The organism is Halomonas llamarensis, from assembly GCF_023555005.1.
GTDB lineage: Bacteria > Pseudomonadota > Gammaproteobacteria > Pseudomonadales > Halomonadaceae > Vreelandella > Vreelandella llamarensis.
This window is the reverse complement of the sequence record NZ_JAMJPJ010000034.1, coordinates 1-25,140: the sequence shown is the minus strand read 5'-3', so window position 1 is coordinate 25,140 and position 25,140 is coordinate 1. Positions and strand designations below refer to the sequence as shown.

The 25,140-nt window shown below is 54.8% G+C and carries 26 protein-coding genes; 19 read left to right on the top strand and 7 right to left on the bottom strand.

The window, feature by feature from the left end:
* The first annotated feature begins 25 nt into the window (after positions 1–25).
* The 4 genes from M8006_RS15135 (at position 26) to M8006_RS15120 (ending at position 4,159) form a co-directional block, all read left to right on the top strand.
* Complete coding sequence (locus M8006_RS15135) at positions 26–1,660, top strand: acyl-CoA synthetase (protein ID WP_250083631.1); 1,635 nt, start codon at positions 26–28, stop codon at positions 1,658–1,660.
* Between the two features lie 9 nt (positions 1,661–1,669).
* The gene (locus tag M8006_RS15130; protein WP_250083630.1) at positions 1,670–2,518 is read left to right on the top strand and encodes a 3-hydroxyacyl-CoA dehydrogenase NAD-binding domain-containing protein; all 849 of its coding nucleotides are present in this window, start codon (positions 1,670–1,672) and stop codon (positions 2,516–2,518) included.
* Between the two features lie 162 nt (positions 2,519–2,680).
* A complete protein-coding gene (locus tag M8006_RS15125) occupies positions 2,681–3,454 on the top strand; it encodes an enoyl-CoA hydratase-related protein (RefSeq protein WP_250083629.1) in 774 nt (257 codons plus the stop codon).
* A 165-nt stretch (positions 3,455–3,619) separates the two neighbouring features.
* Positions 3,620–4,159, top strand: coding sequence for a YaeQ family protein (locus tag M8006_RS15120; protein ID WP_250083628.1), 540 nt, complete (start codon positions 3,620–3,622; stop codon positions 4,157–4,159).
* Between the two features lie 64 nt (positions 4,160–4,223).
* Here the strand turns inward: M8006_RS15120 and yghU are convergent, their stop codons facing one another.
* The gene (yghU, locus tag M8006_RS15115; protein WP_250083627.1) at positions 4,224–5,084 is read right to left on the bottom strand and encodes a glutathione-dependent disulfide-bond oxidoreductase; all 861 of its coding nucleotides are present in this window, start codon (positions 5,082–5,084) and stop codon (positions 4,224–4,226) included.
* 156 nt (positions 5,085–5,240) lie between these two features.
* Between yghU and M8006_RS15110 the strand changes: the two genes are divergently transcribed.
* The 4 genes from M8006_RS15110 to M8006_RS15095 all read left to right on the top strand — a co-directional run bounded on the left by M8006_RS15110 (position 5,241) and on the right by M8006_RS15095 (position 9,144).
* Positions 5,241–6,467 (top strand): cation:proton antiporter, encoded by a 1,227-nt coding sequence (locus M8006_RS15110; RefSeq protein ID WP_250083626.1) that lies wholly within the window; start codon positions 5,241–5,243, stop codon positions 6,465–6,467.
* Complete coding sequence (locus M8006_RS15105) at positions 6,457–7,287, top strand: MOSC domain-containing protein (RefSeq protein WP_250083625.1); 831 nt, start codon at positions 6,457–6,459, stop codon at positions 7,285–7,287. Before M8006_RS15110 ends, M8006_RS15105 begins: the two co-directional genes overlap by 11 nt.
* Before the next feature lie 180 nt (positions 7,288–7,467).
* Positions 7,468–8,262, top strand: coding sequence for a MotA/TolQ/ExbB proton channel family protein (locus M8006_RS15100; protein ID WP_250083624.1), 795 nt, complete (start codon positions 7,468–7,470; stop codon positions 8,260–8,262).
* Positions 8,263–8,265: 3 nt separating this feature from the next.
* A complete protein-coding gene (locus M8006_RS15095; protein WP_250083622.1) occupies positions 8,266–9,144 on the top strand; it encodes a MotB family protein in 879 nt (292 codons plus the stop codon).
* Between the two features lie 156 nt (positions 9,145–9,300).
* Here the strand turns inward: M8006_RS15095 and M8006_RS15090 are convergent, their stop codons facing one another.
* Positions 9,301–9,969, bottom strand: a complete 669-nt coding sequence (locus tag M8006_RS15090) for a 2OG-Fe(II) oxygenase (RefSeq protein ID WP_250083621.1) — start codon at positions 9,967–9,969, stop codon at positions 9,301–9,303.
* Positions 9,966–10,619 carry a CoA pyrophosphatase gene (locus M8006_RS15085; protein WP_250083620.1) on the bottom strand — a complete coding sequence of 218 codons (654 nt, stop codon included), beginning with the start codon at positions 10,617–10,619 and terminating at the stop codon, positions 9,966–9,968. The genes M8006_RS15090 and M8006_RS15085 overlap by 4 nt, the downstream gene beginning before the upstream one ends.
* Positions 10,620–10,709: 90 nt before the next feature.
* On the opposite strand from M8006_RS15085, the gene M8006_RS15080 reads away from it, so the two are divergent.
* Positions 10,710–11,267, top strand: coding sequence for an NUDIX hydrolase (locus M8006_RS15080; protein WP_250083619.1), 558 nt, complete (start codon positions 10,710–10,712; stop codon positions 11,265–11,267).
* Positions 11,268–11,282: 15 nt separating this feature from the next.
* Here the strand turns inward: M8006_RS15080 and M8006_RS15075 are convergent, their stop codons facing one another.
* Positions 11,283–11,594 (bottom strand): YqfO family protein, encoded by a 312-nt coding sequence (locus tag M8006_RS15075; RefSeq protein WP_250083617.1) that lies wholly within the window; start codon positions 11,592–11,594, stop codon positions 11,283–11,285.
* Positions 11,595–11,610: 16 nt separating this feature from the next.
* Between M8006_RS15075 and M8006_RS15070 the strand changes: the two genes are divergently transcribed.
* Positions 11,611–12,459 (top strand): fructosamine kinase family protein, encoded by an 849-nt coding sequence (locus M8006_RS15070; RefSeq protein ID WP_250083616.1) that lies wholly within the window; start codon positions 11,611–11,613, stop codon positions 12,457–12,459.
* Here M8006_RS15070 and M8006_RS15065 read toward each other — a convergent pair.
* The gene (locus M8006_RS15065) at positions 12,456–13,364 is read right to left on the bottom strand and encodes an alpha/beta fold hydrolase (RefSeq protein ID WP_250083615.1); all 909 of its coding nucleotides are present in this window, start codon (positions 13,362–13,364) and stop codon (positions 12,456–12,458) included. The genes M8006_RS15070 and M8006_RS15065 overlap by 4 nt on opposite strands.
* A gap of 275 nt (positions 13,365–13,639) precedes the next feature.
* Between M8006_RS15065 and M8006_RS15060 the strand changes: the two genes are divergently transcribed.
* From M8006_RS15060 to M8006_RS15050, 3 genes are all read left to right on the top strand, one after another.
* Positions 13,640–15,058, top strand: coding sequence for a TolC family outer membrane protein (locus M8006_RS15060; protein WP_250083614.1), 1,419 nt, complete (start codon positions 13,640–13,642; stop codon positions 15,056–15,058).
* A 71-nt stretch (positions 15,059–15,129) separates the two neighbouring features.
* A complete protein-coding gene (locus M8006_RS15055) occupies positions 15,130–16,230 on the top strand; it encodes an efflux RND transporter periplasmic adaptor subunit (RefSeq protein ID WP_250083612.1) in 1,101 nt (366 codons plus the stop codon).
* Entirely contained in the window at positions 16,230–19,274 is a 3,045-nt protein-coding gene (locus M8006_RS15050; RefSeq protein WP_250083611.1) for an efflux RND transporter permease subunit, read from the top strand. The genes M8006_RS15055 and M8006_RS15050 overlap by 1 nt, the downstream gene beginning before the upstream one ends.
* A 94-nt stretch (positions 19,275–19,368) precedes the next feature.
* On the opposite strand, the gene M8006_RS15045 is transcribed toward M8006_RS15050, so the two are convergent.
* Positions 19,369–19,986 carry a TetR family transcriptional regulator gene (locus M8006_RS15045; RefSeq protein ID WP_250083610.1) on the bottom strand — a complete coding sequence of 206 codons (618 nt, stop codon included), beginning with the start codon at positions 19,984–19,986 and terminating at the stop codon, positions 19,369–19,371.
* A 229-nt stretch (positions 19,987–20,215) separates the two neighbouring features.
* Between M8006_RS15045 and M8006_RS15040 the strand changes: the two genes are divergently transcribed.
* Positions 20,216–21,247 (top strand): succinylglutamate desuccinylase/aspartoacylase family protein, encoded by a 1,032-nt coding sequence (locus tag M8006_RS15040; protein ID WP_250083609.1) that lies wholly within the window; start codon positions 20,216–20,218, stop codon positions 21,245–21,247.
* A gap of 10 nt (positions 21,248–21,257) precedes the next feature.
* Here M8006_RS15040 and dusA read toward each other — a convergent pair whose 3' ends face one another.
* Positions 21,258–22,259, bottom strand: coding sequence for a tRNA dihydrouridine(20/20a) synthase DusA (gene dusA, locus M8006_RS15035; protein ID WP_250083608.1), 1,002 nt, complete (start codon positions 22,257–22,259; stop codon positions 21,258–21,260).
* 271 nt (positions 22,260–22,530) lie between these two features.
* On the opposite strand from dusA, the gene M8006_RS15030 reads away from it, so the two are divergent.
* The 5 genes from M8006_RS15030 to M8006_RS15010 all read left to right on the top strand — a co-directional run bounded on the left by M8006_RS15030 (position 22,531) and on the right by M8006_RS15010 (position 24,934).
* Positions 22,531–22,668, top strand: a complete 138-nt coding sequence (locus M8006_RS15030) for a hypothetical protein (RefSeq protein ID WP_250083606.1) — start codon at positions 22,531–22,533, stop codon at positions 22,666–22,668.
* 74 nt (positions 22,669–22,742) lie between these two features.
* Positions 22,743–23,066 (top strand): hypothetical protein, encoded by a 324-nt coding sequence (locus M8006_RS15025; protein WP_250083605.1) that lies wholly within the window; start codon positions 22,743–22,745, stop codon positions 23,064–23,066.
* 107 nt (positions 23,067–23,173) lie between these two features.
* A complete protein-coding gene (locus tag M8006_RS15020) occupies positions 23,174–23,545 on the top strand; it encodes a hypothetical protein (RefSeq protein WP_250083603.1) in 372 nt (123 codons plus the stop codon).
* 40 nt (positions 23,546–23,585) lie between these two features.
* Complete coding sequence (locus M8006_RS15015) at positions 23,586–23,807, top strand: hypothetical protein (protein ID WP_347709774.1); 222 nt, start codon at positions 23,586–23,588, stop codon at positions 23,805–23,807.
* Positions 23,808–23,839: 32 nt separating this feature from the next.
* The gene (locus tag M8006_RS15010) at positions 23,840–24,934 is read left to right on the top strand and encodes a DUF262 domain-containing protein (RefSeq protein ID WP_250083600.1); all 1,095 of its coding nucleotides are present in this window, start codon (positions 23,840–23,842) and stop codon (positions 24,932–24,934) included.
* The last annotated feature ends 206 nt before the right edge of the window (positions 24,935–25,140 follow it).

The window sequence follows — 25,140 nt, the reverse complement described above, 5'->3', positions numbered from 1 at the left end:
AAAAATGACAAAGACAAATGAGGTCATGATGACGTCCATCTTCGAACAGGATTTGCCCAAAACGCAGGCCAATCACGTACCGTTGTCGCCACTGACGTTTATCGAGCGCTCGGCATCGGTGTACCCAAACTACCCGGCGGTTATTCACGGCAGTACGCGACGTACGTGGTCGGAAACCTGGAAGCGCTGTCGGCAGCTTGCCTCAGCCCTGCAAAAGCGGGGGCTCAACACGGGGGATACCGTAGCGGCGATGCTGCCCAACGTGCCGGCGATGTTTGAAGCGCATTTTGCGGTGCCGCTGTCGGGCTGTGTGCTGAACACATTGAATATTCGCCTTGATGCCGACGCGATCAGTTACATGCTGGAGCACGGTGAAGCCAAAGCCGTGCTGGTCGATCCAGAGTTTGCCGATGTCGTTCAGGAAGCCGTCGCCAAACTGAACACTCAACCGCTGCTGATCGATATCGCGGATGTGGAATTTGTCGGCGAAACTCAAGGTATTGGTGAAGTGGAATACGAGGCGCTGTTAGCCGAAGGCGATGCCGACCACCCCTACCAGCTACCGACCGATGAGTGGCAGGCGATCTCGCTCAACTACACCTCAGGGACGACCGGTAAGCCCAAGGGTGTGGTTTATCACCACCGTGGCGCTTACTTGAACGCGGTGAGCAATATTCTTGAGTGGGCGATGCCGCACCACCCGGTGTACCTGTGGACGCTGCCGATGTTCCACTGTAACGGCTGGTGCTTTCCGTGGACTATTGCCGCCAACGCCGGGGTGAGCGTTTGTCTGCGCAAGGTCGACCCCAAGAAAATCATGCAGTTAATTGCCGACGAGTCGGTCACGCATTTTAGTGGCGCGCCGATTATCCTCAATGGCTTGGTTAACCTGCCTGACGAAGAGAAGCGCGACTTCGATCACGCGGTAAAAGTGACCACTGCCGGTGCTGCGCCACCCGCTTCGGTGATCTCTGGGGTGGAAAAACTCGGCATCGAAGTGACTCATGTCTACGGGCTGACCGAAGTCTATGGCCCGGTGACCGTTTGCGCTTGGCACGACGCGTGGAACGAGTTGCCGCTTGAAGAACGCGCCAAACTAAAAGCCCGCCAGGGCGTGCGCTACCACATGCTTGAAGCACTGTGCGTCGCCGACCCCAACACGTTAGAGCCGGTACCCAAGGATGGCGACACCATCGGCGAAATCTTGATGCGCGGTAATAACGTGATGAAAGGGTATCTGAAAAACCCGACCGCGACGGAACAGGCGCTAGAAGGTGGTTGGTACCACACCGGCGATTTGGCGGTATGGCACAAAGACGGTTATATCGAAATCAAAGACCGCTCCAAAGACATCATCATTTCCGGCGGCGAAAATATTTCCACCATCGAAGTGGAAGATGCCATCTACTCGCACCCGTCCGTGGAAGAAGCCGCCGTGGTCGCCAAGCCCGATGAAAAATGGGGCGAAACGCCGTGCGCGTTCGTTAAGCTGAAAGTCGGTTATGGTGAAGTGACCGCAGAGGACATCATTGCCCACTGTCGCGAGCATCTAGCGGGTTACAAAGTCCCCAAGACCATTGTGTTCAGCGAGTTGCCGAAAACGTCCACGGGTAAAATCCAAAAATTTGTGTTGCGTGAAGAAGCGCGCAATCAGTCATAGGGAGCAACAATGAGCGAAACCATTATTGGCGTTGTGGGCGCCGGCACCATGGGGCAGGGGATTGCCCAGGTCGTGGTCGCGAGTGGCTTTTCCGCAAGGCTTTACGATGTCGCCGATGAGCAGCTTTCCCGCGCTCAAGCCAATATCGAGAAAGGCCTTAGCAAGCTTGTCGCCAAGGAGAAAATGAGCGAAGCGGATAAAAACGCCGCACTTGAGCGCCTTAGTACTTCTACAGCGTTAGAGGCGTTAGCGGATTGCGGCATTATCTTGGAGGCGGCGCCGGAACAGCCAGCGCTTAAAGAGAAGCTGTTTCGCGATTTGAGTCACTTAAGTAGCGATGCCATTCTCGCCTCCAACACCTCGTCGCTTTCGCTCACGCGCCTAGCCGCGGTATGTGAGCGGCCTGAGCGCGTGGTGGGAATGCACTTTTTCAACCCGGTGCCGGTGTTGGCGTTGGTCGAAGTGATTCGCGCCGAGCAGACCAGTGATGCCACCGTTGAGCGCATCGAGCAACTTGCCCGCGATTTGGGCAAGACCGCCGTACCGGTAGGCGATTCACCTGGGTTTGCCGTCAATCGCCTACTGGTGCCGATGATCAACGAAGCGGCTTTCCTGGTGCAGGAAGGGGCTGCCACACCGGACGCGGTAGACGATGCTATGAAGTTGGGGGCTGCTCACCCGATGGGGCCGCTGGCGCTTGGGGATTTAATCGGCTTGGACGTATGTCTTGCGATCATGGAAGTGCTACAAGAAGGCTTTGGCGACCCGAAATATCGGCCGTGTCCGCTGCTCAAGCGCATGGTCGACGCCGGTTACCTGGGCCGTAAGTCTGGGCGTGGCTTCCATATTTACGACTAGCGTTGCTCGCCCGTTAGAGCTTGCCCGTTAAAGACGCGAGGATGAAGAGGCGCTCGACAAAAGAAGTGATTGCCACCCAACCAAGCGTTCGCTAGGGTTGGGTGGTAGTTTTGATAACGGTTTTTTTTAACAACAGCTATTTTAGAACAACAGGGAGCCCCCATGAGCGAAGCCGTGATAGATAAAGTTGATAACGATGGCGTGGTGCGTCTAACGATCAACCGCCCCCATGCGCTGAACGCACTTAATAGCCAAGTGCTTACCTCGCTGGAAAAAGAACTGACCGAGCTGGAAGCGCACCCGAACCTGCGTGGGGTGCTGATTACCGGTGCTGGCGAGAAATCTTTCGTTGCCGGGGCGGATATCACCGAAATGCGCGAAAAAACGCCGGAAGAGGCCCGCGCCTTCGCGGGGCAAGCGCTACGTACGATCAAACGTCTTGAAACGCTACCCGTGCCGGTGGTCGCGCTGGTTAACGGGTTTTGTCTTGGCGGCGGCTGCGAACTGGCGCTGGCCTGTGACTGGGCCGTAGCCAGCGACAACGCCATTTTCGGGCAACCGGAAGTCCTCCTCGGCGTTATCCCCGGTTTTGGTGGCACCCAGCGTTTGCCGCGTCGTGTGGGCCCAGCGATGGCGCTGGACCTTTGCACCACCGGGCGCAAAATCGACGCTACCGAGGCGCTACGCATTGGCCTGGTCAACCGTGTTATGCCGCAGGCCGAGCTTGATGCCTACGCCGATGAGCTAACTAAGCAGCTAATGGGCAACGGTCCGAAAGCGGTGCGCGGCGCTAAGCAAGCGATTCACGATGGCATGGATCAAGACCTTGACAGCGCCTTGGCATTAGAGACGTCGCTGTTTGCGCTTTGCTTTGCCAGCGAAGAGCAAACCGAAGGCATGAGTGCTTTTGTAGAGAAGCGTAAGCCTAACTTCTAAACCATTATTTCATTCCAGTGTTACTTATTCAGGGGGTGGCGCTTGCGTCACCCCCGTTTTATTCTCAGGTTTTTATTGCTGACGTCTTCTGCGTTACCTAGATGTGATTCACCAGTGACACTTTGCATCGGTTACACTGGCGCAAATTTTTATTTGGAAACGTCGATGGCTCTTAGCGCAACGCCCTATAAAGTGGATATTAACCTGACTGACCTGGATCGCGGGGTGTACGAGACGTTGCGCTTTACCGTGGCGCGCCACCCGTCGGAAACCGAAGAGCGCATGACTGCCCGGTTGGTGGCCCATGTATTGTGGTATAGCGAGGCGATCAGCTTCGGTCGAGGTCTCTCCGACGTGGACGAGCCGGCCCTGTGGGAAAAGAGTCTGGATGGGCGGATACTGCACTGGATTGAGGTCGGCCAGCCCGATGCCGAGCGTCTGATTTGGTGCTCACGACGCGCCCAGCGTGTCTCGCTGCTTGCCTACGGACGCCTGGATATTTGGGAGCAAAAGGTGCTGCCAGCCGTTTCTAAGCTTAAGAACCTGAACATCGTGGCGTTACCCCAGGAGCCGCTGGCGGTAATCGCCACTGGCTTGCCTCGCGCTATTGATTGGGCGGTGATGATCAGTGAAGGCACGCTGTTTATTACCGATGAGCGCGGCCAGCATGAGCTGGCGCCGCGCTGGTTGGTGGGTGATCGCTGATAGTCGCGTCATTCAGGCTCGGTTGACTACTCTCGGCCCAGGGAGAAAGCAACTTCCTGCTTACTTAGAGCTTATCTTGCGTTTTGTACTCGAAGTCGCTGGCGTCGTGACGTTCGTGCAACTGCTCCTCAGGCTCACCCCAGGTGCGGTTGACCATACGACCACGCTGAACGGCCGGGCGTGCATCGATTTCGTCAGACCAGCGCCGCACGTGGGTATAGGTGTGTGCTTCCAAAAACTCAGCCGCATTGTAAAGACGGTTTTTAACTAACGCGCCGTACCACGGGTAAATCGCTATATCGGCGATGCTGTATTCATCGCCGGCCATAAAGCGGTTTTCCGCCAAGTGGCGGTTTAGCACGTCGAGTTGGCGTTTGACCTCCATGGTGAAGCGGTCAATGGGATACTCAAGCGGCTCTGGGGCGTAGGTGTAAAAGTGGCCGAAACCGCCGCCAAGTAGCGGCGCGCTGCCCATTTGCCAGAATAGCCAGGAGAGGCACTCGGTGCGCTTTGCTGGGTCGTCGGGTAAGAAGGCGCCAAACGTTTCGGCTAGATATAGCAGAATGGCGCCAGATTCAAACACGCGCTGCGGTGGGTTTGTGCTGTTGTCGAGCAGCGCGGGGATTTTGGAGTTGGGGTTCGCCGCGACAAAGCCGCTACTGAACTGCTCGCCTTCGGTAATGCGAATCAGGTGAGCGTCGTACTCGGCGCCGCTTATGCCGCGTTCGAGCAGCTCTTCCAACATCACGGTCACTTTGACGCCGTTGGGCGTAGCTAGTGAGTACAGCTGTAGTGGGTGCTTACCCTCAGGTAGCGCTTCGTCGTAGGTTGGCCCGGCGTCGGGTCGGTTAATATTGGCAAATTCGCCACCATTACCGGGTGCCCATTTCCATACGCGGGGTGGCGTGTAATGCGCTTGGCTCATATTGGTGCTCCTTTATGTGTCAGCGCCCTAAGCCTAGCACGACAAAGTAGGGCGTCTAGCGTTGCGAGTGGCGGCAAACGTAGTGAGCTATTATGGCTTCTGCCACCATAATGCCTTTGTCGTGTTTTTTTTGCGCCGTGCAGGAGTGTCAGTTTTATGCAGATGCTATGGGCCTATATCAGTGAGCAAAATGAGACAGTGAGTAACAGCGCGTGGGCGTTGCTGATTTTAGGCGTTTTGTTATCACTGAGTATTGTAGTGGATACCATTTCGCGCAGGACCGCATTGCCAAGAATTTCGCTGCTTGTGTTGGTAGGCGTGGGGTATGCGCTGATTCAGCAAGGTTTAATGGGTCGTGAAGCTGAGCCGCTAAACGGCCTGCGCGAGCCGCTGATCAGCTTGGCTCTGGTGATGGTCGCGTTTCTTTTGGGCGGTGAGCTGACATTATCTCGGCTTAAATCGATAGGGCCTTTGATTCTCGTGCTTTCTGCGGCGGTGGTGATGGGGTCACTTGTCACGGTATTCGCAGGCCTGTGGCTATTAGGCTACTCCTTTGCCTTGGCGGCATCTTTAGCCGCTATCTCTGTGGCGACTGATCCCGCAGCCGTAAGTGAAGCGATTGCGGAAAGTGGTAAAAAAAGCCTCGTTTCCCGCGTGACATTGGGGATCGTGGCGATTGATGATGCTTGGGGCATTATCGTATTCGGTCTGTGCATGGCACTGCTTAGCTGGATAGGTGCGGCCAGCGGCGGGGCGTCGTTAATGCATGCGCTGTGGGAGCTAGGCGGAGCGGTTCTATTAGGAGTGGTACTTGGATTTCCTGCGGCTTGGCTAACGGGCCAGCTCAAACCCGGGCGCCCGACGCAGGCAGAAGCGTTGGCGCTGATGCTTTTAATGGCGGGGCTCTCCGGCTATCTTAATGTCTCAGCGCTATTAACAGCGATGGTCGCAGGCTTTGTGATTGTCAATGTCTCCTCACACCATACGCGCTCCTTTAGCGAAATAGAGCAAATTGAGTGGCCATTTTTGGTCTTTTTCTTTGTGTTAGCAGGAGCGAGTCTTACATTGTCACACTTGGGCACGGCATTAGGGCTTGTTGGCGCGTATATTGTGCTGCGCAGTATCGGGCGTTATATCGGTGGTTATTTGGGCGTGCTGGCCATGCGTCAACGCGAGCCGCGCTTGACAACCAACATCGGCCTTGGGTTACTGCCCCAGGCAGGGGTTGCGATGGGCATGGCTCTGCTCGCCGCCGAGCGATTTCCCGAACAGGGCCAGCTGATCGTCGCGACGGTGGTGACATCTACTATCATTTTTGAATTATTTGGCCCGCTGTTAGTAAAGCGCGTCATCGCCAAGCCAGGAAAAAACGATGCGTATTGATCAGCTGTACTGTTATCCGGTGAAATCGCTAAAGGGGATTGCTCTGAACCAAACGCAGATTTACCCACATGGCTTGGCGTGGGATCGGCGCTGGATGTGGGTGGATCAGCGCCAGCGTTTTGTGACCCAGCGGCAGTTGCCGATGCTGGCGACCGTCGATGTGGCGCTGACCGATGAAGCACTGGTACTTTCGCATCCTAACGTTGCGCCGTGCTATGTGCCATTAGCGTCGCCAACCGGCAATTTACGCGTGGTCAAGGTGTGGAATGATGACTGTCAGGCCCTTCCCGAGAGCGATGACGTGGGCCGCTGGCTAGCGGCGGCATTAGGTGAGGCGGCCGAAGGGCTTACGCTTATGCGCTTTGCCACCGAGTTCACCCGCCCAGTAGAAGCAGCAGCGCATACGTATTTTGCCGATGGCTATCCGTTTTTAATCACCAACACGGCGTCGTTGGACGCGCTTAATGAAGCGTTGATTGCCAAAGGGTTAACGCCTGTGCCCATGAACCGCTTTCGCCCCAATATTGTTGTCCACCATACCACAGCGTGGGAGGAAGACCGTTGGCACCGGATTGTGGTGGGTGAGGTAGAACTATCACTTTGCAAGCCATGCCAGCGCTGTAAAATCACGACGATTGACCAACATACGGCGGCCATTGTGGAAGCAGCGCAACCACTGCAAACATTGCTTGAATTAAATACGCAGCCGCACCTTAAAGGGGCGCACTTCGGCCAAAATGCCACGCTTAACGCGGGTGAGGACAAAACACTGCAGATCGGTGATGCGTTGCAAGTGGCGCTCACAACACATCAGCGATAGCCGCTAAACGGGCTACATTTTTTATCTCTTAACGCGCATTAAAAGCCTTATGGGCGTTGCTCGCCAAACTGTTATAAAGGCCTAGTGCTTTTGCCTTACGAGCGTTGACGTGCATTACGCTTCACTCTATGGTCTGCTACCAATGATCTGTTTCAAACACTTACATTTTCAGGAGTTGCCGTGGATCTCGCCACACTAATAGGATTATTGGGGGCTGCGGTGCTGGTGGGCATGGCGGTAATCTTAGGCACTTCCCCTGAAGTCTTTATGAACCCCACTGGGCTTTTGCTGGTCGTTGGCGGCAGCCTCTTTGTGGTGATGGCCAAATTCACTCTTACCCAATTTAAATTCGCATTTAAAGCGGCAGCGCGCGCGTTTAAATTCCAGCTCCCTAACACTCAAGAAAGCATTGATGAGCTGGTTGAGCTTTCCAAACTGTCGCGCAAGCAGGGCCTTTTGGTGCTGGAGGGACAGGATGTTAACTCCCCCTTTCTCGCCAAAGGGTTGCAGATGTTGGCCGATGGTTTTACCGCGGAAATGATTCAGGACATGATGGGCAAGGAGCGCTTGTTAACGCTAGAACGCAATGAAGCTGGCGGCCGTGTGTTTTCCGCGCTGGGCGAGGTCGCGCCTTCTATGGGAATGATTGGTACACTGGTTGGGTTGGTGCAGATGCTCGCCAATATGAATGATCCGGCAATGATCGGTCCGGCAATGGCGGTCGCGCTTCTCACGACGTTGTACGGGGCCATGATCGCCAATATGATTGCCAACCCCATCGCCGACAAGCTCTGGCTACGGATGAACCAAGAGGCCAAGATGCAGCAGCTTTGGATTGACGCGCTGTTGGCGATTAAAGGCGAAAAAAACCCACGCGTGCTAGAGCAAATGCTGACAATTTATTTGCCGCCTGAGCGTCGTAATCGCGCTGAGGACGAAGTGGACAACTCGCGTGCGCCGGGTGAGTCAAGCTAAGTTATGAGTGATAATAAGTCGAATGTCCCGCAGTGGATGGTCACGTATGCTGACTTGATGACGCTGCTGCTGTGCTTTTTTGTTCTGCTGCTGTCGTTTGCCGAAGTGGATGCAGAAAAGTTTCGCCGTATTGCCGGGGAACTCTCCAAGGCCTTTGGGGTACAGCGCGACATTGAAGCGATGCAGATCCCCAAGGGCACCAGCGCGGCTTTGGATCAGTTTTCCCCGGCGGTGCCGGACCGCACGCTACTGGATCAAATTCGTCAGCAAACCATGGAAGAGCAGCCGCATTTGGAGTCTGCGCGGCAGATCCTTGAGGCGCAGCGCCGCCAGCAAACGCTAGAGGTGGCGGAAGAGGTCCGCACCTTGTTAGAAGATACCGGCAATAGCGAGGTCACAAACGTTGAAGTGGATGACTTGCGGGTCGTCATTCGTATCCAGGAGCGTGGCAGCTTTATGTCGGGCTCGGACAACGTGACATCTTCGTTTGCTGAGTTACTCGTGGATATGTCGGATATCTTTGCGGGTCTACCGGGCACCGTGGCGATTGAAGGGCATACTGATAACGTGCCGATTCGCACGGCGCGCTTTGATAGCAACTGGGATTTGTCCGCAATGCGGGCGGCGTCGGTCGCGAATATTTTGCTCCTTAACGAGGAACTTACCGCCGAGCGCCTGATGGTGCAAGGGTTTGCTGATACCGAGCCACGTGCATCTAATGACACGGTGGAAGGGCGCGCCCAAAATCGCCGCGTTGAGATCAATATTGATTTAAGCGAGGCTACCGAAGAGCGTGGAAAACGACGCATCGACGAGCTCGCGGCCAATGAACCGGAAAATTCGCTGCTCAATGTTGCGCCACCAGAAGATAGTGGTGAATGACTTGATGACTTAACGTCGTAAGACGCGACCCAAGAGCAAATTGAAAACGCCGTCCAAGAGACCGTTGAGCGCTTGGTCGTCATCGACAATGGCTATGCTGGCAGTCGTGGTGGGATTGCACGGGCCTAAAGAGCATCGTGAGTATCATGCATTTATCTATCGCGCCGGGTCGAGAATGCCACCCATCGACGCGTTTCGGCGAAACCAGCCGGCAATGCTTGCGCGCGCCACGCGGGTGGGGAGCACTTCGTGGGGGATGGTGGCCGAGAGGAAACAGGCAAAGGTGCCAGCTTCAGGGGTGATGCGGGCGACCTCCTGCTCAGGGTTCTCCGGGTGGTAAATCACCATCTCACCGCCGCCATCGACGGGCCAGTTGGGGGTCAAGTAACCGACCGTTGAGACCACTCTGTTAGCACGCCCGCGGAAACTGTCAACGTGGCGCTGGTAAAATGCCCCCGGCGGGTAATGGGCAAAGTGAGCCTCATGCTCGAACAAGCCTAAAAACAGCGCTTGGTTCAGCGTCTGCTGAAGCGCTGCCATGCCCGCGAGGTACTGGCGTTGGGCTTCACTTTCACGGTTTAGCCAGCGAATGGCGTCGCCACGAATATCCTTGCGCAGGTGGTGCTCACTGCCACGCCCGACGCCCGCTTCGCTCAAGCCCTTGTGGTGCGCTAAATGTGAAAGCTCATGATACAAGGTGTGGCACAGTTCGGCGTCGATGACGTTTTTGCCCACGTACCAGCCTTGTTCGACAAGCGCGTCGGCGAGCGCATTGATTGTCGCGGGGCAAAACAGCGCCGGTGAAGTCAGTGTGGTCGGCGTCATGACGGGCGTTTTCTCTTAGCGGAAGCACGTCGTGTAGACGACGTACGTTCGGGGTGGTGATGCAAGGCACCGGGCGGTTTCTGATACAGGTCGATCGACATACCAAAGCCTTCGGCAAGAAGCTCCACCAGCATCATGGCGGAAAGTCCCCAGATCACGTAGCCGTCGACGTGGTAGCTCGGTACATAGTAGGCCACGCCGTCGACGGTGATGACGTCGGTATGGGTGCGATGGTCGTCGATAAAGTGCGACAGCGGTACTTCGAAAATCGCATCCAGTTCATTGGGGTCGGCTTTCAGTGGCAGATCAGGTGGAATCAGCCCGACCCACGGCGTCACGCGAATCCCGTGCAGTGAAATGACGTCCGACAAACGACCAATAGATTGCACCAAGGGCGGCGCGAGCGAAATCTCTTCTTGCGCCTCACGCAGCGCCGTGGCGTAAAGGTCAGTGTCTTCGGGTTCGCGCATACCGCCAGGAAACGCCACCTGGCCGCTATGCGTGCTTAAGTGATTGGCCCGGCGGGTAAACAACAAAGTGGGCACTTCGCGGGTGACAATCGGCAGCAGCACCGCCGCTTCCGGTAACGATACGTGATTCAAGCGTTGGGGAACATGGTATTGCAGCCGTTCACGCAGTTTCTCTAACATGGGCGTTCCATTAGGTTTCTTTCTTTTTTAATCAGCAGCGGGTGTTGGCGTCAAGCGTTGGCTTTCGTTGTGACCAGCCGAGGGTGCGCAATGAATTTTTGCAGTGAGTGTGGTGAGAAAGTCCGTTTTGCCGTCCCACAAGGGGACGATCGTCCGCGCTATCTCTGCGATGCTTGCGGGGTTGTGCACTACCAAAATCCGCGTATCGTGGCTGGTACTTTGCCGGTGAGTGGCAGTAAAGTGTTGCTCTGTCGGCGGGCTATTGCACCGCGCAAAGGCTACTGGACGTTACCAGCGGGCTACATGGAAAACGCCGAAACCACCCAGCAGGCCGCTGTGCGAGAAACGCGTGAAGAGGCATGTGCCGACGTGGCGTTAGCGAACCTTTATACGTTGATCGATTTGCCCCATATCAACCAAGTCTACATGATCTTCCGTGCTGATTTGATCGGGGGCTTTGACGCCGGCGCTGAGAGCGAAGAAGTTGCCCTATTCGAGGAGCACGAAATCCCCTGGGACGCGTTGGCGTTTCCAACAATCGAAGAGACGTTGCGCCACTATTATGCTGATCGCGGCAACAGACTTTTTCCACTTCACATCGGCACCATTACCCCAGAAGACCGCGAGCGTTATTTTGGCAGTGCTTAACGACCACAGGCTTGATTAGATATCTGCTAGCAGCCAAGCCTCATAGGCGGGTTCTTCGTAAGGATGGGCCGCTTTCAATGCCGCGATAGCGGTGCGAATGAGTTCATCCTGACAGACTAACTCCACTTTTAACTCCTCGACGTTTTCAAGCTCATCGACTTGGCCGATATGCGGGTTGGCACCGGCCAGCGGGCGAAACTGCCCGGTCCCTCGGGTTTGAAAGCAGCACGCTTCATAGTCGCCGATGCGCCCCGCGCCGGTGGTAAAGACGGCCTCTTTTACGCGCTCGGCGTCTTCGGTGGGAACAAAAAAAGCCAGTTTATACATGGGAGCCTCCTACGCTATGCCTACCTCTCCAACATTACCCGCTAGGTTACAGGCCTTGCTAGAAGAAAAGAAGCTGACGCCGGTGGGGGATCTTCAGCCGCTAAGCGGTGGCGATATCGCCGCGGTCTACCAGCTCGAAACGCAACAGGGAACAGTAGTGGTCAAACACGACGATACTGCCAGTTTGCAGGGAGAGGCCGAGGGCCTGCGCGCGCTGAAAGCAGCGAATGCGCCGCTGGTGATTCCCGACGTGCTTGGCCAGGCAGGTGAATGGCTGATAATGGAGGCGCTAACAGCGCAAGGGCGGGGCAATGCTGCCGCGCTAGGCGAAGGCATGCGCGTGCTGCACGCGAAACACGGCGAGCAGCACGGCTGGCATTGGGATAACGCCTGCGGCAGCACGCCGCAACCTAACACCCCGTTAGCCGATGGGCGTGCGTTTCAGCGCGAGCGGCGTCTACTGCCACTCAGCGCGGCGTGCCACGAGCGGGGCTTATTGGGTCATGCGCTGCGCGCACGCATTGAGAACATCGCCGACACGCTGGAGACGTGGTTGCCGGATGCACCGCCAAGCCTTGTGCATGGCGATCTGTGGTCGGGTAACGTGCTGCACACCCCGGATGGCCCAGCCTTGATTGACCCGGCGGTTTACTACCATTTTCCCGAGGTGGACCTTGCCATGTTGACGCTTTTTGGCGCGCCGGGGGAGGCCTTTTTCGAAGCCTACTGGGACGCCAATGCCCCGGCCGATTGGCCGCGGCGTGAGGCACTTTTCCAACTTTACCCGCTGCTGAATCATTTGCTGTTGTTCGGCGTCGGCTATCGTGGTGCGGTCGAGCGTTGTGTGGCCAAACTTTCGGGTTAAATGCTCCGCTTCACGCGCTCAATCCACTGCTGCCATAAGTTGGGTGTTGCGTTGGGGTTGTGTCGCTCGCTGTGGCGTTCGAGAAAGTGGCGCAGCGGCGTCACCTGGCTTTCCACATTGAGCATAGGGGCATGGCCGCAGCCGGGGGCTTCTAGCGTTTCCATTTCAGGCTGGGCTTGACGCATTTTTTCCATGCTTTCCACACGTAAAAGCGGTGAGTGCTCGCCGCGAATCAGCATCATGGGGCAGTGAATGTGTGCCCAATCCGCCCACATATCGCGAGGGGTATCATGGATAAACTGCTCAGCGATGCGTGGGTCGTAATGAAACGACCAGGCGCCATCGGGAAGGCGCCGCGCACTACTGGCCGCCATCGCATCCCACTCGCTTTCATGTTGAATGCCAAAGCCCTGATAGTTCGCCTTGAGTGCGTCTTTAAGCGCATTAAAAGTACTAAAACGCTTAAAAGTGCCGAAGTAGGTAGCCATTTGGGTAAGCGCCTGCGGGTCAAGCTCCGGGCCGACATCGTTGAGCACGAGACATTGCAGTCGCGGCGCGGCCTCGCTGTCAGCCGCAAGCAGCATGCCTAAAAGCCCGCCCATCGAGGTGCCGATCCAGGGCACACTATCGAGCTGAAAATGATCCAGCACGGCAAGTGCTACCTTCATATAGTGAGCGTATAGGTACTCTTGAGCGGGGTAAAAAGACCAGCTTGAAAGCCCCCGCCCCGGCGTGTCGGGGGCTAGCACTCGCCATTTGGGGCCGAGTCGGCGGGCAAGTTGTTCAAAGTCGCCGCCGTGCCGCGCTAAACCATGCCAGGCGATTACCGTATGGGGCGCATTGGGGTGCCATAAGCGAACGGCGATTTCGAGCGAACCCACGGGGACGATGGTAACGGCATCCATAATGGCGGCTCCTGGTTAAAGCGATAACGTCGACAATCAGGGTGTCGTGTTGCTTTGCAACATAGCGTAGTTCAGATTTGTGCGTTATGCGCCAAAAAGGCAGTAAAACAAGAAAGTGAATACGGCAAAAAACGTGCAAAATCGCGTTGAATCCTGGTAAGCGCTTATGAACATGCGACAATGTATGTATATTGTGTCTGGTGACTGATCATAATGAGGATGATGACATGCTGCGACTCCCTTTTGCTCTTTTATCGACGCCCAAAGGGGCTTGGATGCGACGCGCACTTTTGCCGATGTTGGTAGCGGCGACTTGGACAACCCCCGCGTGGTCGGCGGATTTACTTAACATTACCCAGGATGCTCTCAATAATAACGCGGCGCTTGCGTCGGCGCGGTTGGTGACCCGGAGTACGGAATCGGTCCGCGAGGCGGCGGAAGGCGCGCTATTGCCGCAAATCAATGCCACCGGCAATGTGGCCCATAGCCGTGCGTACGAAAGCCAAAGCAGGGATCAACTTGGTGCAACAACCGCGTTAACTAGCGGTGGCGATGACAACATCAATAGCGTGAACGTATCGCTTGAAGCCACGCAAGCGCTGTTTAATGCTATTGCCAATCGTGAAGTTGAGCGGACAGAGCGCCAGATTGATCAGCAGCTTTATCAGCTGGCTGCCACAGAACAGCAACTGTTAATCGATGTTGCTTCAGCCTATTTTGAAATTCTACGTGCCCACGAGCTACTTGAATCGCGCCGGGCGCAGGAGCGCGCCATTGGGCGCCAGCTTGAGCAAGCGCGCGAACAGTTTGAAGTCGGGCTTATCGCCATTACTGAAGTGGAAGAAGCCAAAGCGGCGTTTGATCAGTCGCGCGCGACCCGTATTGCCGCAGAGAGCGATCTCCAAGTGCGCTTTGAAGCGCTGGAACGTTTAACCGGTCAGCGTTACGAGAGCATTGAGGCATTGGGCGAGGCGATGCCCGTCACGCTTCCTGCGAATGACCGTAATGACTGGGTCGCGTTGGCCGTTGAGAAAAATCCCGTTGTGCTTGCAAGTCGAGCCGGCGTTGAACTCACGCGTAGCGGGTTGGCTCTGGCTGAGGCGCAGCGCCTTCCTTCGGTCAATGCCTTCGCTAATTATAACTATGGCGACAACGATGCCGATGGCGTGTCGGGCTATAACTCGGATAGCCAGGTAGGCGTTCGCGTGAGCCTTCCGCTTTACACCGGCGGCACCACCACCGCGACTATCCAAGAAAACACCTACTTACTCGAAGCAAGTCAATACGACTTCGAAGATCAGCGACGAGAAACCGTGCAGCAAGTGCGCTCACGCTATACCCAGGTCAGCAACGATGTGACCACCGTTGAGGCCCGCCAGCAAGCGATTGTCTCCAACCAAAGTGCGCTAGACGCCACGCGTGCGGGCTATGAAGTCGGGACGCGCAATATCGTCGATGTCTTGAATGCTGAGCAAAACTTGTACAATGCCATCGCCGATTACGCCAGTGCGCGCTACGATTATGTGATCAATTTGCTGACCCTGCGTCAGCAATCGGGCACGCTGGATGTCGCCGCGCTAAAAGAAGTTAACACATGGCTAGACGGTGATAGCGTTGAGTTCATCTTGCCTGAAGAGGACGACCCCTACGATGAAATGATAGATATCGGTGAGCCGCCACAGCCAGTGCGCTGATGCCTATCGACGATCTGCTTTTTTCCTTTCGAAACTTACATCACTTGATACGGAGTGACAGGGCCTGAACTATGCGCATTGCTTCCCGCTTTCTGATCGTTATCATTTTTCTCGCCGTCGTGTTTGGTGGCATCTTCGGCTACAAATTTTACCAGTTTGGCCAGATGGAAGAGCAGTTGTCCCAAGCCCAGCCGCCCACCCTAATTTCCGCAACCAAAGCCCGAAAGGCGAGCTGGACGCCCGCTATCAAGGCGGTGGGCAGTATCGAGGCGGTGAATGGCATCGAGGTTGCAAACGAGGTGCCCGGCGTTATTGAGGAAATCAATTTCGACTCCGGCGATACCGTTGAACAGGGCGACGTACTTATTCGCCTGGATTCGGAAATCGATCAAGCTGCCCTGCGCACTCGTCGGGCCGAAGCCCAGTTGGCAGAACAGGATTTCCAGCGGATAGCCAACCTTCTTGAAAAGCGTGCCGTGTCCCAGTCCCAGTACGACGAAGCCAAGGCTAACCTTGACGCAGCCAGGGCCCGGGTAAATGAAGCGGAAGCGCAACTTAACAAGAAAATCATCCGGGCACCGTTCGACGGCACGTTGGGTATCCGCATGGTGGATCAAGGCGAATATGTGCCTACCGGCACACCGATAGTCGAAATCAACATGCTGGACCCGATTTACGCAGACTACACCCTGTCGGAACAGGATCTGCCCAAGGTAGAAACCGACTACCCGGTGGGCGTAACCGTGGCAGCAGTTCCCGATGAGGCTTTCGAGGGTAAGGTCAGTGCCATTAACACGTCAGTGAACCCCGAAACCCGTACCGTGCGCATTCGCGCCACTCTGGATAACTCAGAAAACCGCCTGCGGCCGGGCATGTTCGCGACTATCCAGACCCGACAACCGGAAGATAACGAAGTCGTTACAGTGCAGCGTACGGCCATTTCCTACAACACGTATGGTGACTTTGTGTTCGTGGTCGAAGATGACGACAGTGGCAACCTGGTGGTAAGCCGCCGCACGATCACCACCGGTGACACCCGTGACACCCAAGCGGCGGTGCTCTCTGGTCTGAAGGCAGGTGAAACGGTAGTTTCCAAGGGGCTGCTCCGTCTGCGTGACGGCCAGAAGGTCGAGATCCAGAAGGACGAGCAACCACAGGAGGCGTCTGAGTAATGCGATTCACCGACATATTTATCCACCGGCCGGTTCTGGCGACGGTTGTCAGCCTGCTGATACTCCTGCTGGGCGCACGGGCTGCAATGGAAATGGAAGTTCGTCAGTACCCAGAACTGGAAAGCACCACGGTTACCGTGACTACGGCTTACCCGGGTGCCAGCTCAGACCTGATCAAGGGCTTTATCACCACGCCTTTGCAACACGCCATCGCCGAGGCCAGCGGGATCGATTACCTGACGTCCACCAGCTCCCAGGGCACCTCCACCATCCAGGCCAAAATGGAGCTGAACTACGACGCCAACGCGGCGCTTGCGGAAATTCAGGCCAAGGTTGCCAGTCAGCGTAACGTGTTGCCCGCCGAGGCTCAGGACCCGGTGATCACCTCCACTACCGGTGACTCCACGGCACTTATGTACATCGCCTTCTACAGTGAAGAGCTTGAGGTGCCGCAGATCACCGATTATCTGACCCGGGAGGTGCAACCAAAACTCCAGGCGCTCTCCGGCGTCGGTAAGGCAGCCCTGCTTGGCCGGACGTTTGCCCTGCGCGTGTGGCTAAATCCGGAACGGCTGGCAGCGGTGGATATGACGCCCCAGCAAGTGATCGCCAAACTCCGCGCTAACAACTACCAGGCGGCGGTGGGTAACACCAAGGGCACCTACACTGAAATCAGCATGACCAGCGACACCGACGTCGCCGACCCGGATGAGTTTCGCAACCTGGTAGTAAAGCAGTACGAAGGCTCTCAGATTCGCCTGCAGGATATTGCACGCGTCGAACTGGGTTCTCAGACCTATGACCAGCTGGCGCTGTATAAAGGCCAACCGGCGACCTACGTGGCCATCGAGCTGGCGCCGGGCGCCAACCCCCTGACCGTCGCGGGTCTGGTGAAAACGGAGCTTCCGGAAATCCAGAGCCAGTTGCCGTCGGGCCTGAATGCGCGACTGGCTTACGACGCCTCTGACTTTATCGATGATTCCATCAAGGAAGTCATCAAGACCCTGCTAGAAGCGCTGGTTATCGTTCTGGTGGTGGTTTTCTTGACTCTGGGCTCCCTCCGGGCGGCTATCGTGCCGTCGGTGGCTGTGCCGCTGTCGCTGGTCGGTGGTGCTTTCATCATGCTGGTGTTCGGGTTCTCACTGAACTTGCTGACATTGTTATCTTTGGTGTTGGCCATCGGCCTGGTGGTGGATGACGCCATTATCGTGGTGGAAAACGTGCACCGGCACATAGAACAGGGCGAATCCCGCTTCGAGGCCGCTATCAATGGCGCCCGGGAAATGGCGGTACCGATCATTGCGATGACCACGACGCTGGTAGCGGTATACGCGCCGATCGGCTTTATGGGCGGCCTGGTTGGCTCGCTTTTCACCGAATTCGCCTTTACCCTCGCGGGCGCCGTGGTGGTCTCGGGGATCGTTGCCCTGACGCTGTCCCCCATGCTGTCCGGCATGGTGCTCAAGCCACATGGCAATCCGGGCCGGTTTGAGCAGCTGGTCGAGCGCACCTTCAATGGGCTGTCAGGGGCCTACAAGAGCGCTCTTACGTCGCTGATGAAGACCAAATCTGTGGTGGTGTTCTTTGCGGTGGTCGTCCTGGGCTCGATCTATTTCATGGTAACGATGAGCCAGAATGAGTTGGCGCCGACGGAAGACCAGGGCATCCTGTTCTATCAGGGGCTCGGGCCGCAAACGGCGACGCTGGATTACCTTCAGGAGCATGGCGACGAAGCCCAGAACCGCATAGCCTCGGTTCCGGGTTATCAGGAAGATTTCATGATCATCGGCATTACCGGCCCTAATGCCGTATTCGGTGGTTTCAAGATGGCACCCTGGAGCCAGCGCGAGACTTCCCAGTTCGAGGCCCAGCCCAAGCTGGCTGCCGAGCTGAACAAGGTCACCGGTTTGCAAACGGCCGTATTCCCGTCGCCATCCTTGCCCGGCTCCGGCGGCGGTCTGCCGTTCCAGTTCGTGATCACCACTGGCAACAGCTACGAGCAGCTGAACCAGGTGGCTGATGAGTTGTTAGGCAAGGCCATGGGCAGCGGTAACTTCATGTTCCTGCAGAAGTCTATCAACTTCGACCGGCCCGTTACCCGCATCAAGGTGGACCGGGATCGCGTGGCAGACCTCGGCCTGTCCATGCAGGATATCGGCCAGACCCTATCGAGTATGCTCGGTGGTGGTTACATCAACCGTTTCAATATGGAAGGCCGGTCCTATCAGGTCATTCCCCAGGTGGACCAGCAATTCCGTCTGGACGAACAGGAGTTGAATGACTACCAGATTCGCGCCGATAACGGTGAGCTGGTTCCGCTGGGCAGCGTGGTGAGCTTTACCCACAACGTCGAGCCTTCCAACCGAACCCAGTTCAACCAGCAGAACTCCCTTACCGTGCAGGGGGTTATCAAGCCAGGCGTGGCAGCGGGTACCGCCATGGATTACATGGAACAAGCCGCGGCTGAGACCTTTCCTCCGGGCTTCGATTACGATTACACTGGGCAGAGTCGGCAGCTGGCGAACCAGGGAAACGCCCTAGCCGTAACCTTCTTCCTGTCGCTGCTGGTCATTTATCTGGTGCTGGCGGCGCAGTTTGAAAGCTGGCGTGATCCCTTCATCATTTTGGTCTCAGTGCCCATGTCGGTGGCTGGTGCCATGGCATTCATCGTGCTCGGCTTCGCCACCATGAATATTTACACCCAGGTGGGCCTGATTACGTTGATTGGCGTGGTCTCCAAGAACGGTATCCTGATTGTCGAGTTCGCCAACCAGTTACAGAAAGAGCGTGGACTGAACAAGGTTGATGCTGTGATTGAAGCCTCCGCCATCCGGCTGCGCCCGATCATCATGACCTCGGTGGCGCTGATCTTTGCCATGGTGCCGTTGCTGATTGCTGTTGGCCCCGGCGCAGAAAGCCGCTTTGCCATCGGTCTGACGATCAGTGCGGGGCTGGGCATTGGTACCTTGTTTACCATTTTTGTGTTGCCAGCGTTTTATATCCTGCTGGGGCGTGAACACCAAGGAGCAAAAGAGGAGAGGTAGGAACAAGTATTGACGATAGTGTTGATACGGCATGGCAGTATCTTGTCCAGTATTAGAGCAAGATCATCACGATAGTGAAATAGCGGCCTCACCCTTAAGGGTGGGGTTGCATCAATGCTAGCTGCGTTTTCACGAGACGGCTGCCTTCTTCGTAAATAGAAAAGCTTCCGTCATTGCGTAGCCAGTCGTGAAATAATCCCCCCAACATTGACTGCAGCAGCTGCGTGGCCAACGCTGGCGAGATATCGTTGCGCAGTTGGCCAAGACGCGCTGCGCATTGAAAATAGTCACGTAAGGCACCACAAGATTCTTCGGCCATCTCGTTTTGCATGGCGAGTGGATCAATATCGCTAAAGACTTCGCAGTGATGGATCAAAATGGCGTGTACCCGACGGTAGCGGGGGCGTTCTAGATGCTCAAAACCACTGATACACGCCAAGCGAATAGCTTCTAAGGGTTTTTTGACCAGTTCTGGGTCGTCAAGTGCTTCGACCAGCTCTTGAAAGGGCAAGCGCACGCGCTGGAGCATGGCGTGAAACAGGTCGGCTTTGTTCTTAAAGTGCCAATAGACCGCGCCGCGGGTCATGCCAGCGTGGCGGGCGATTTGCTCTAAAGACGTGCGCGCGACTCCGTGCTGAATAAACATCTCTTCGGCCGCATCTAAAAGCGCCTCGCGTGTCGCGGCTGCTTCGGCTTTCGTTTTTCTTACCATGAATCCCGTTGCCTCTGGATAAAACGCGCTTACATCTTAACCAACTCGTCGGCGTTTTACATGCGAAAGTGTATGGATACCTTATTTCGGCAAATATGTCGCAGGAAAGTGGGACATATCGGCTGATTTTACTCGTCACTGAGGCTTCAAGGGCGTATAACGGCAATAAGAAAACAGTGTTTGATACCCAGTTTTGATACTCAGTTTTGATACCCAAGCAGGCCTTCATATGGCACGAGCGCCATTTACATTAGCCAGGTGCAGTGTTAAGCCGGGACAAAGGCAAGAAATTGATGTCCCGGTCGCTAAACTTTATACCCATACACAGCTGCACATGCCGGTTGAAGTGGTGCATGGCCGTAAAGATGGGCCAATTTTGCTGGTGTGTGGCGGCATTCATGGTGACGAGATTAACGGTGTTGAAATCGTACGCCGCCTTCTGCGTTCAAAAGCCATCAATAGCATTCGCGGCACGCTTATTGCAGTGCCGGTGGTCAACGTTTTTGGCTTTTTGCAGCAGACGCGCTATTTGCCCGATCGGCGGGATCTAAATCGCTGCTTTCCCGGCAGTGAATCTGGCTCGCTGGGTGGACGCATCGCGTCGTTGCTGCGAGAGGAAATGGTAGATCGCGCCACACATATTATCGATTTGCATACGGGCGCGATCCATCGCACGAACCTACCGCAAATCCGCGCGCAGTTAAGCCCTGGCAGTGAAACAGAGGAGATGGCCGATGCGTTTGGCGCGCCCGTGGTGCTTAACGCGGAGCTGCGTGAGGGCAGCCTGCGTCATTACGCCCAAAATCGTGGCATTCCCGTGCTGACTTACGAAGCTGGGGAGGCGTTGCGCTTTGATGAGTGGGCCATTGCCCCCGGTGTGCGTGGCGTGCTGCGCGTGATGCGCCGTTTAGGAATGCTAGCAGGTGAGCAGCGCCGCCGCCGGCCAGCTCCGGCCGAGGTTGCCAATGGTTCTAGCTGGGCACGGGCACCGATAGACGGCATTCTGCGCCCCAAAGTACGCTTGGGTGCTCGGGTAGCAAAGGGTGAACTGCTGGGCAAGGTGGCGGACCCCTTTGGCAACGATGAAGGCGAAGTACGCGCCGTCGCCGATGGCATTGTGATTGGCATGAGCCGCCTGCCGCTTGCCAACGAAGGCGAAGCGCTTTTTCACATTGCTCGCTTTGATGCGCTTGAAGAGGCGGAAACGGCTATTGAGTCGTTTCAGTCGTCTTTGGACCCGCCACCGGATGCGCTCTACTAATTCGCCCGAATTAGGCTGCTTGGGGTTCTCGCACCAGGCTCAACGCGTCATCAAAAATACGTAAGCCTGCGCCTTCTTTGTGGGCATGTTCGGAGAGATGGCGCCGGAAACGGCGCCCGCCTGGGCAGCCTTGGAACAGGCCCAATAAATGCCGCGTGACATGATTGAGCTTGGCGCCTTCGTTAAGCCGCTGGGCGATGTAAGGCCGAAACGCGATGGCGGCCGCCATACGGCTTTGTGCGGGGCTTTTTACACCATAAAGTTGTTCATCGACGCCAGCGAGCATCCACGGGTTTTGATAGGCCTCACGGCCCACCATCACGCTGTCAACGTGTTCAAGCTGCGCCTGGCATTCCTCAAGCGTTTTAATGCCGCCATTAATCCCGATGTGCAGTTCGGGATGCTGCTGCTTCAAGCGATGCACGCGCGGGTAATTGAGCGGGGGTACATCGCGATTTTCCTTGGGCGATAAGCCTTGTAGCCAGGCTTTACGCGCATGAACGGTAAACGTCTGGCAGCCCGCATCCGCGACGGTTTCAATAAAACGTGCCAGGTCAGCATCTTCATCCTGATCGTCAACGCCGATACGGCATTTCACCGTCACGGGGATCGACACCGACGCTTGCATGGCACGCACAGCCGCAGCGACTTTTTCCGGATAACCCATCAGGCAGGCGCCAATCATATTGTTCTGCACCCGGTCGCTCGGGCAACCGACGTTCAGGTTGACCTCGTCATAGCCCCAATCCTGGGCAATCGCCGCACATTCGGCCAGTTCCCCGGCATCGCTGCCGCCAAGCTGCAAGGCAATTGGGTGCTCAACGTCGTCAAAGCCCAAAAAACGCGCACGCGGCGAGCCGTGCAAAATAGCCCCGGTGGTCACCATTTCGGTATACAGCAACGCACGCTTGGTCAAGGTGCGCGCGAAGGCTCTGTAGTCTCTTGTAGTGAGGTCCATCATCGGCGCCACAGAAAACCGACGTGCGGCGTCTGCTGGGTTAACGTTCGTCATATCCATCACTTGCATACTCGGTATGCGGTATAAATACACGCCCTGAAACAGGTGTAAATGGCACACCGTAGCGGACGCAGAAAAGTCGGGTTTAATTGGTATGCGATTGTACGCAAAAAAGGCCACCCAGCCCAGAGCCTAAAGGGCCACTCAGCGCAGGTGGAATAGCCTCTGCTGTTGTCGTTGAGCTCTGATGGGCGTTTATCAGGCGTGGGGATAAATCGACTTCGGAATAATGGTGTTAGGCCTGGCTATGGGTTAGGCTTTTTGTATGAGTGAAGCAAGCGACGGCGCGCTGCCCCTGATCAGCGACAAAGACCACTACCAGCCGGAAATGATCAAGCCGCAGGATATGCAGGGTGTGGAGATTTTGGGGCGGTATGAGATTCGGGTTGGGCCGGTGGTTTGAGGCGGCTATGGCATTGAAGGCCGCTTTTTCGTGGTAAATAACGTGAAAAGGGGACAAGGATGAAGGCTTTTAAGATGGCCACGATCGTGGCTTGCCTTACCGGTGTGGCAGCTTTTTCAGCGCACGCACAGTCGTTACCGCGCTTTGATGTGGAAGCTCACTGTGAAGACGTTGCAGAGTTTGGTGGCGGCAGCCATCAGATTTACAACTCCTGCATCCAGATGGAGCAGAGCAGCTATAACGCCATCCGCGACCAATGGCCGAGCGTATCTTCCCGCATTCGCAATCACTGCCAAGAAGTCGCCGAGTTCGGCGGTGAAAGTTACCAGATACTGGAAAGCTGTGTGCAGATGGAAGAAAACGCAGCTGGCAACCGTGAGTCGTTCAGTTTCGATTAAGCGCAGGGACAATAATGAAAATTGATTGCTTATGTTCATTCTTGATTTTTGATTGTCAGCCGGAAAAGCCTAGCTCGGTATAATATGCAGACAGGGAGCGTTTTTTTATGAAATATTATCCGCCCAAGTTTCAAGCTAAGGCATTTACATGTCCTTTATGTAATGTTTATTCAAAAATGAGCTGGTATGAATGGCGAGTTAGGTTTGAAGGTACGCAAATTGAGAGAGCCATATGTCAGCACTGTGGTGAGTCTTCTTACTGGTTTGGTACAGATCAAAGTGATTTATCCGGCAAGCTCCTTTCTCCTTTGGTTTCAGGTGTGCCTCTTCCACTTCCTGACATGCCCGATGAAGTTAAAACTGACTACTTGGAAGCACGTGGAGTGCTTCCCCACTCCTCGAAAGCTGCTGCTGCACTGTTTCGCTTAGCGCTTCAGCGGCTTTGTATATACCTTGGGAAAAAACCGAAAAATAGATAAAGCCATCAGTGAGTTAGTAGAGAATGGGCTACCTCGAGGTGTGCAAGAAGCGCTTGATGCTATACGCATCATTGGTAATGAATCAGTGTACCCGGGTGAAATCGATGACGATGATATCAATAAGAATGTGGGTAAAATGTTCGATCTTTTGAATTTTATCGTGCAAGACAGAATTACACGGTTCAAAGAGATCGAAGAGCTTTATGAAAGCTTGCCTGAAGGTAAGAAGCAAGGTGTTGAACAGCGTGACTCTCGAGAATAAACATTTGGATATTAGGGTTAAAGGGGGAATGGATGCAAAACAATTTTTTTAAAGGTGATCGGTCTCAGCTTGCTGAAGAGGCTGAGAGGCAGATTAAAGAAAAGAATAAAGAAACAGATTACGATATCCGTGAGTATCCAGTTGAAATTATTGTCTCTAAGTTTTTAGAGAAACTTGACAACGATCGGGCTGAATTGTTCGTTCCAGATTATCAACGTGAGATGGTTTGGAATGAGGAACGTCAATCTCGCTTTATTGAATCATTAATGCTTAACCTCCCTATCCCTTATCTATATGTTGCAGACGTTGATGAGGGTGAAGATACGGGAAGAATGGAGATAGTTGACGGCTCTCAGCGAATTAGAACCTTAGTAAGATTTTTGTCTGGTGAACTGGTTCTTTCAAAGTTAGAGAAGCTTGATAAGCTTAATGGATTGACTTTTCAAGACTTGCCTACATCTAGGAGGCTTCGTTTTAATAGAAAAACAATGCGAATGATAGAGCTTATAGAGGTTGACGAGGACGCTCGTAGACAACTTTTTGATCGCCTGAACACGGGTGGAGAAAAGCTCTGGACGATGGAACAAAGGTTTGGCTCAAGGGGCGGCCCTTTTACCAGTCTTGTTAAGGATATTTCTTCCGATGAACTTTTTAGAGAGCTATGTCCAGTTAGTAGTGCTCGATCTAAACGCCGTGAGTATGAGGAGTTGGTTTTAAGATTTTTTGCTTATTATGAGAACTACGAAGGTTTTAAGAAAAGTGTTGATGTTTTTTTAAATGATTATCTAGATGATAAAAATAATGATGATTTTGATTTAGATTTTTACAAAAATATTTTCAATAATGTTATGTTTTTTGTGAGAGATAACTTTGATTTTGGTTTTAAAAAGAATGCAAAAAACATGTCGGTGCCTAGGATAAGGTTCGAAGCTATTGCTGTTGGCACTGCGTTGGCTTTAGATGTTGAACCAAATCTAAAAGTTGGAGATTTAAGTTGGTTGGACTCAAAGGAGTTTATCCATCTAACTCGATCAGACGCTAGCAACTCGCTACCTAAGGTAAGAAAGCGTATCCACTTTGTTAGGAATAACCTTCTTGGCAAGGAGGTGGAGGATGCTGACAAGTGAGGAAAAAGAATATTTTATTTACGAAGCTTATCTTTCTTTTAGGGATAGATGCAAAGAAGTAAAACAATATATGGAATTTGGTAAGCGCTCCACCAAACACATCTTCTCACGTTGAGTTTTGCTGACCACACTGAGGCTCCCTTTATCCAGGAGATTCTCATGAACCACGAACTCAATGCCATGCAGGCTTTCTGGCTCGGCCATCT

Bases quoted from the DNA above. Each gene is read 5' to 3' on its own strand.
- M8006_RS15045 (WP_250083610.1), bottom strand. From the start codon at position 19,986: ATGGTAAGAAAAACGAAAGCCGAAGCAGCCGCGACACGCGAGGCGCTT.
- M8006_RS15010 (WP_250083600.1), top strand. From the start codon at position 23,840: ATGCAAAACAATTTTTTTAAAGGTGATCGGTCTCAGCTTGCTGAAGAG.
- M8006_RS15065 (WP_250083615.1), bottom strand. From the start codon at position 13,364: ATGGATGCCGTTACCATCGTCCCCGTGGGTTCGCTCGAAATCGCCGTT.
- M8006_RS15060 (WP_250083614.1), top strand. From the start codon at position 13,640: ATGCGACGCGCACTTTTGCCGATGTTGGTAGCGGCGACTTGGACAACC.
- M8006_RS15020 (WP_250083603.1), top strand. From the start codon at position 23,174: ATGAAATATTATCCGCCCAAGTTTCAAGCTAAGGCATTTACATGTCCT.
- M8006_RS15025 (WP_250083605.1), top strand. From the start codon at position 22,743: ATGGCCACGATCGTGGCTTGCCTTACCGGTGTGGCAGCTTTTTCAGCG.
- M8006_RS15080 (WP_250083619.1), top strand. From the start codon at position 10,710: ATGAATTTTTGCAGTGAGTGTGGTGAGAAAGTCCGTTTTGCCGTCCCA.
- M8006_RS15135 (WP_250083631.1), top strand. From the start codon at position 26: ATGATGACGTCCATCTTCGAACAGGATTTGCCCAAAACGCAGGCCAAT.
- M8006_RS15110 (WP_250083626.1), top strand. From the start codon at position 5,241: ATGCAGATGCTATGGGCCTATATCAGTGAGCAAAATGAGACAGTGAGT.
- M8006_RS15090 (WP_250083621.1), bottom strand. From the start codon at position 9,969: ATGACGCCGACCACACTGACTTCACCGGCGCTGTTTTGCCCCGCGACA.
- dusA (WP_250083608.1), bottom strand. From the start codon at position 22,259: ATGACGAACGTTAACCCAGCAGACGCCGCACGTCGGTTTTCTGTGGCG.
- yghU (WP_250083627.1), bottom strand. From the start codon at position 5,084: ATGAGCCAAGCGCATTACACGCCACCCCGCGTATGGAAATGGGCACCC.
- M8006_RS15105 (WP_250083625.1), top strand. From the start codon at position 6,457: ATGCGTATTGATCAGCTGTACTGTTATCCGGTGAAATCGCTAAAGGGG.
- M8006_RS15070 (WP_250083616.1), top strand. From the start codon at position 11,611: ATGCCTACCTCTCCAACATTACCCGCTAGGTTACAGGCCTTGCTAGAA.
- M8006_RS15095 (WP_250083622.1), top strand. From the start codon at position 8,266: ATGAGTGATAATAAGTCGAATGTCCCGCAGTGGATGGTCACGTATGCT.
- M8006_RS15075 (WP_250083617.1), bottom strand. From the start codon at position 11,594: ATGTATAAACTGGCTTTTTTTGTTCCCACCGAAGACGCCGAGCGCGTA.
- M8006_RS15130 (WP_250083630.1), top strand. From the start codon at position 1,670: ATGAGCGAAACCATTATTGGCGTTGTGGGCGCCGGCACCATGGGGCAG.
- M8006_RS15030 (WP_250083606.1), top strand. From the start codon at position 22,531: ATGAGTGAAGCAAGCGACGGCGCGCTGCCCCTGATCAGCGACAAAGAC.
- M8006_RS15125 (WP_250083629.1), top strand. From the start codon at position 2,681: ATGAGCGAAGCCGTGATAGATAAAGTTGATAACGATGGCGTGGTGCGT.
- M8006_RS15055 (WP_250083612.1), top strand. From the start codon at position 15,130: ATGCGCATTGCTTCCCGCTTTCTGATCGTTATCATTTTTCTCGCCGTC.
- M8006_RS15040 (WP_250083609.1), top strand. From the start codon at position 20,216: ATGGCACGAGCGCCATTTACATTAGCCAGGTGCAGTGTTAAGCCGGGA.
- M8006_RS15085 (WP_250083620.1), bottom strand. From the start codon at position 10,619: ATGTTAGAGAAACTGCGTGAACGGCTGCAATACCATGTTCCCCAACGC.
- M8006_RS15120 (WP_250083628.1), top strand. From the start codon at position 3,620: ATGGCTCTTAGCGCAACGCCCTATAAAGTGGATATTAACCTGACTGAC.
- M8006_RS15050 (WP_250083611.1), top strand. From the start codon at position 16,230: ATGCGATTCACCGACATATTTATCCACCGGCCGGTTCTGGCGACGGTT.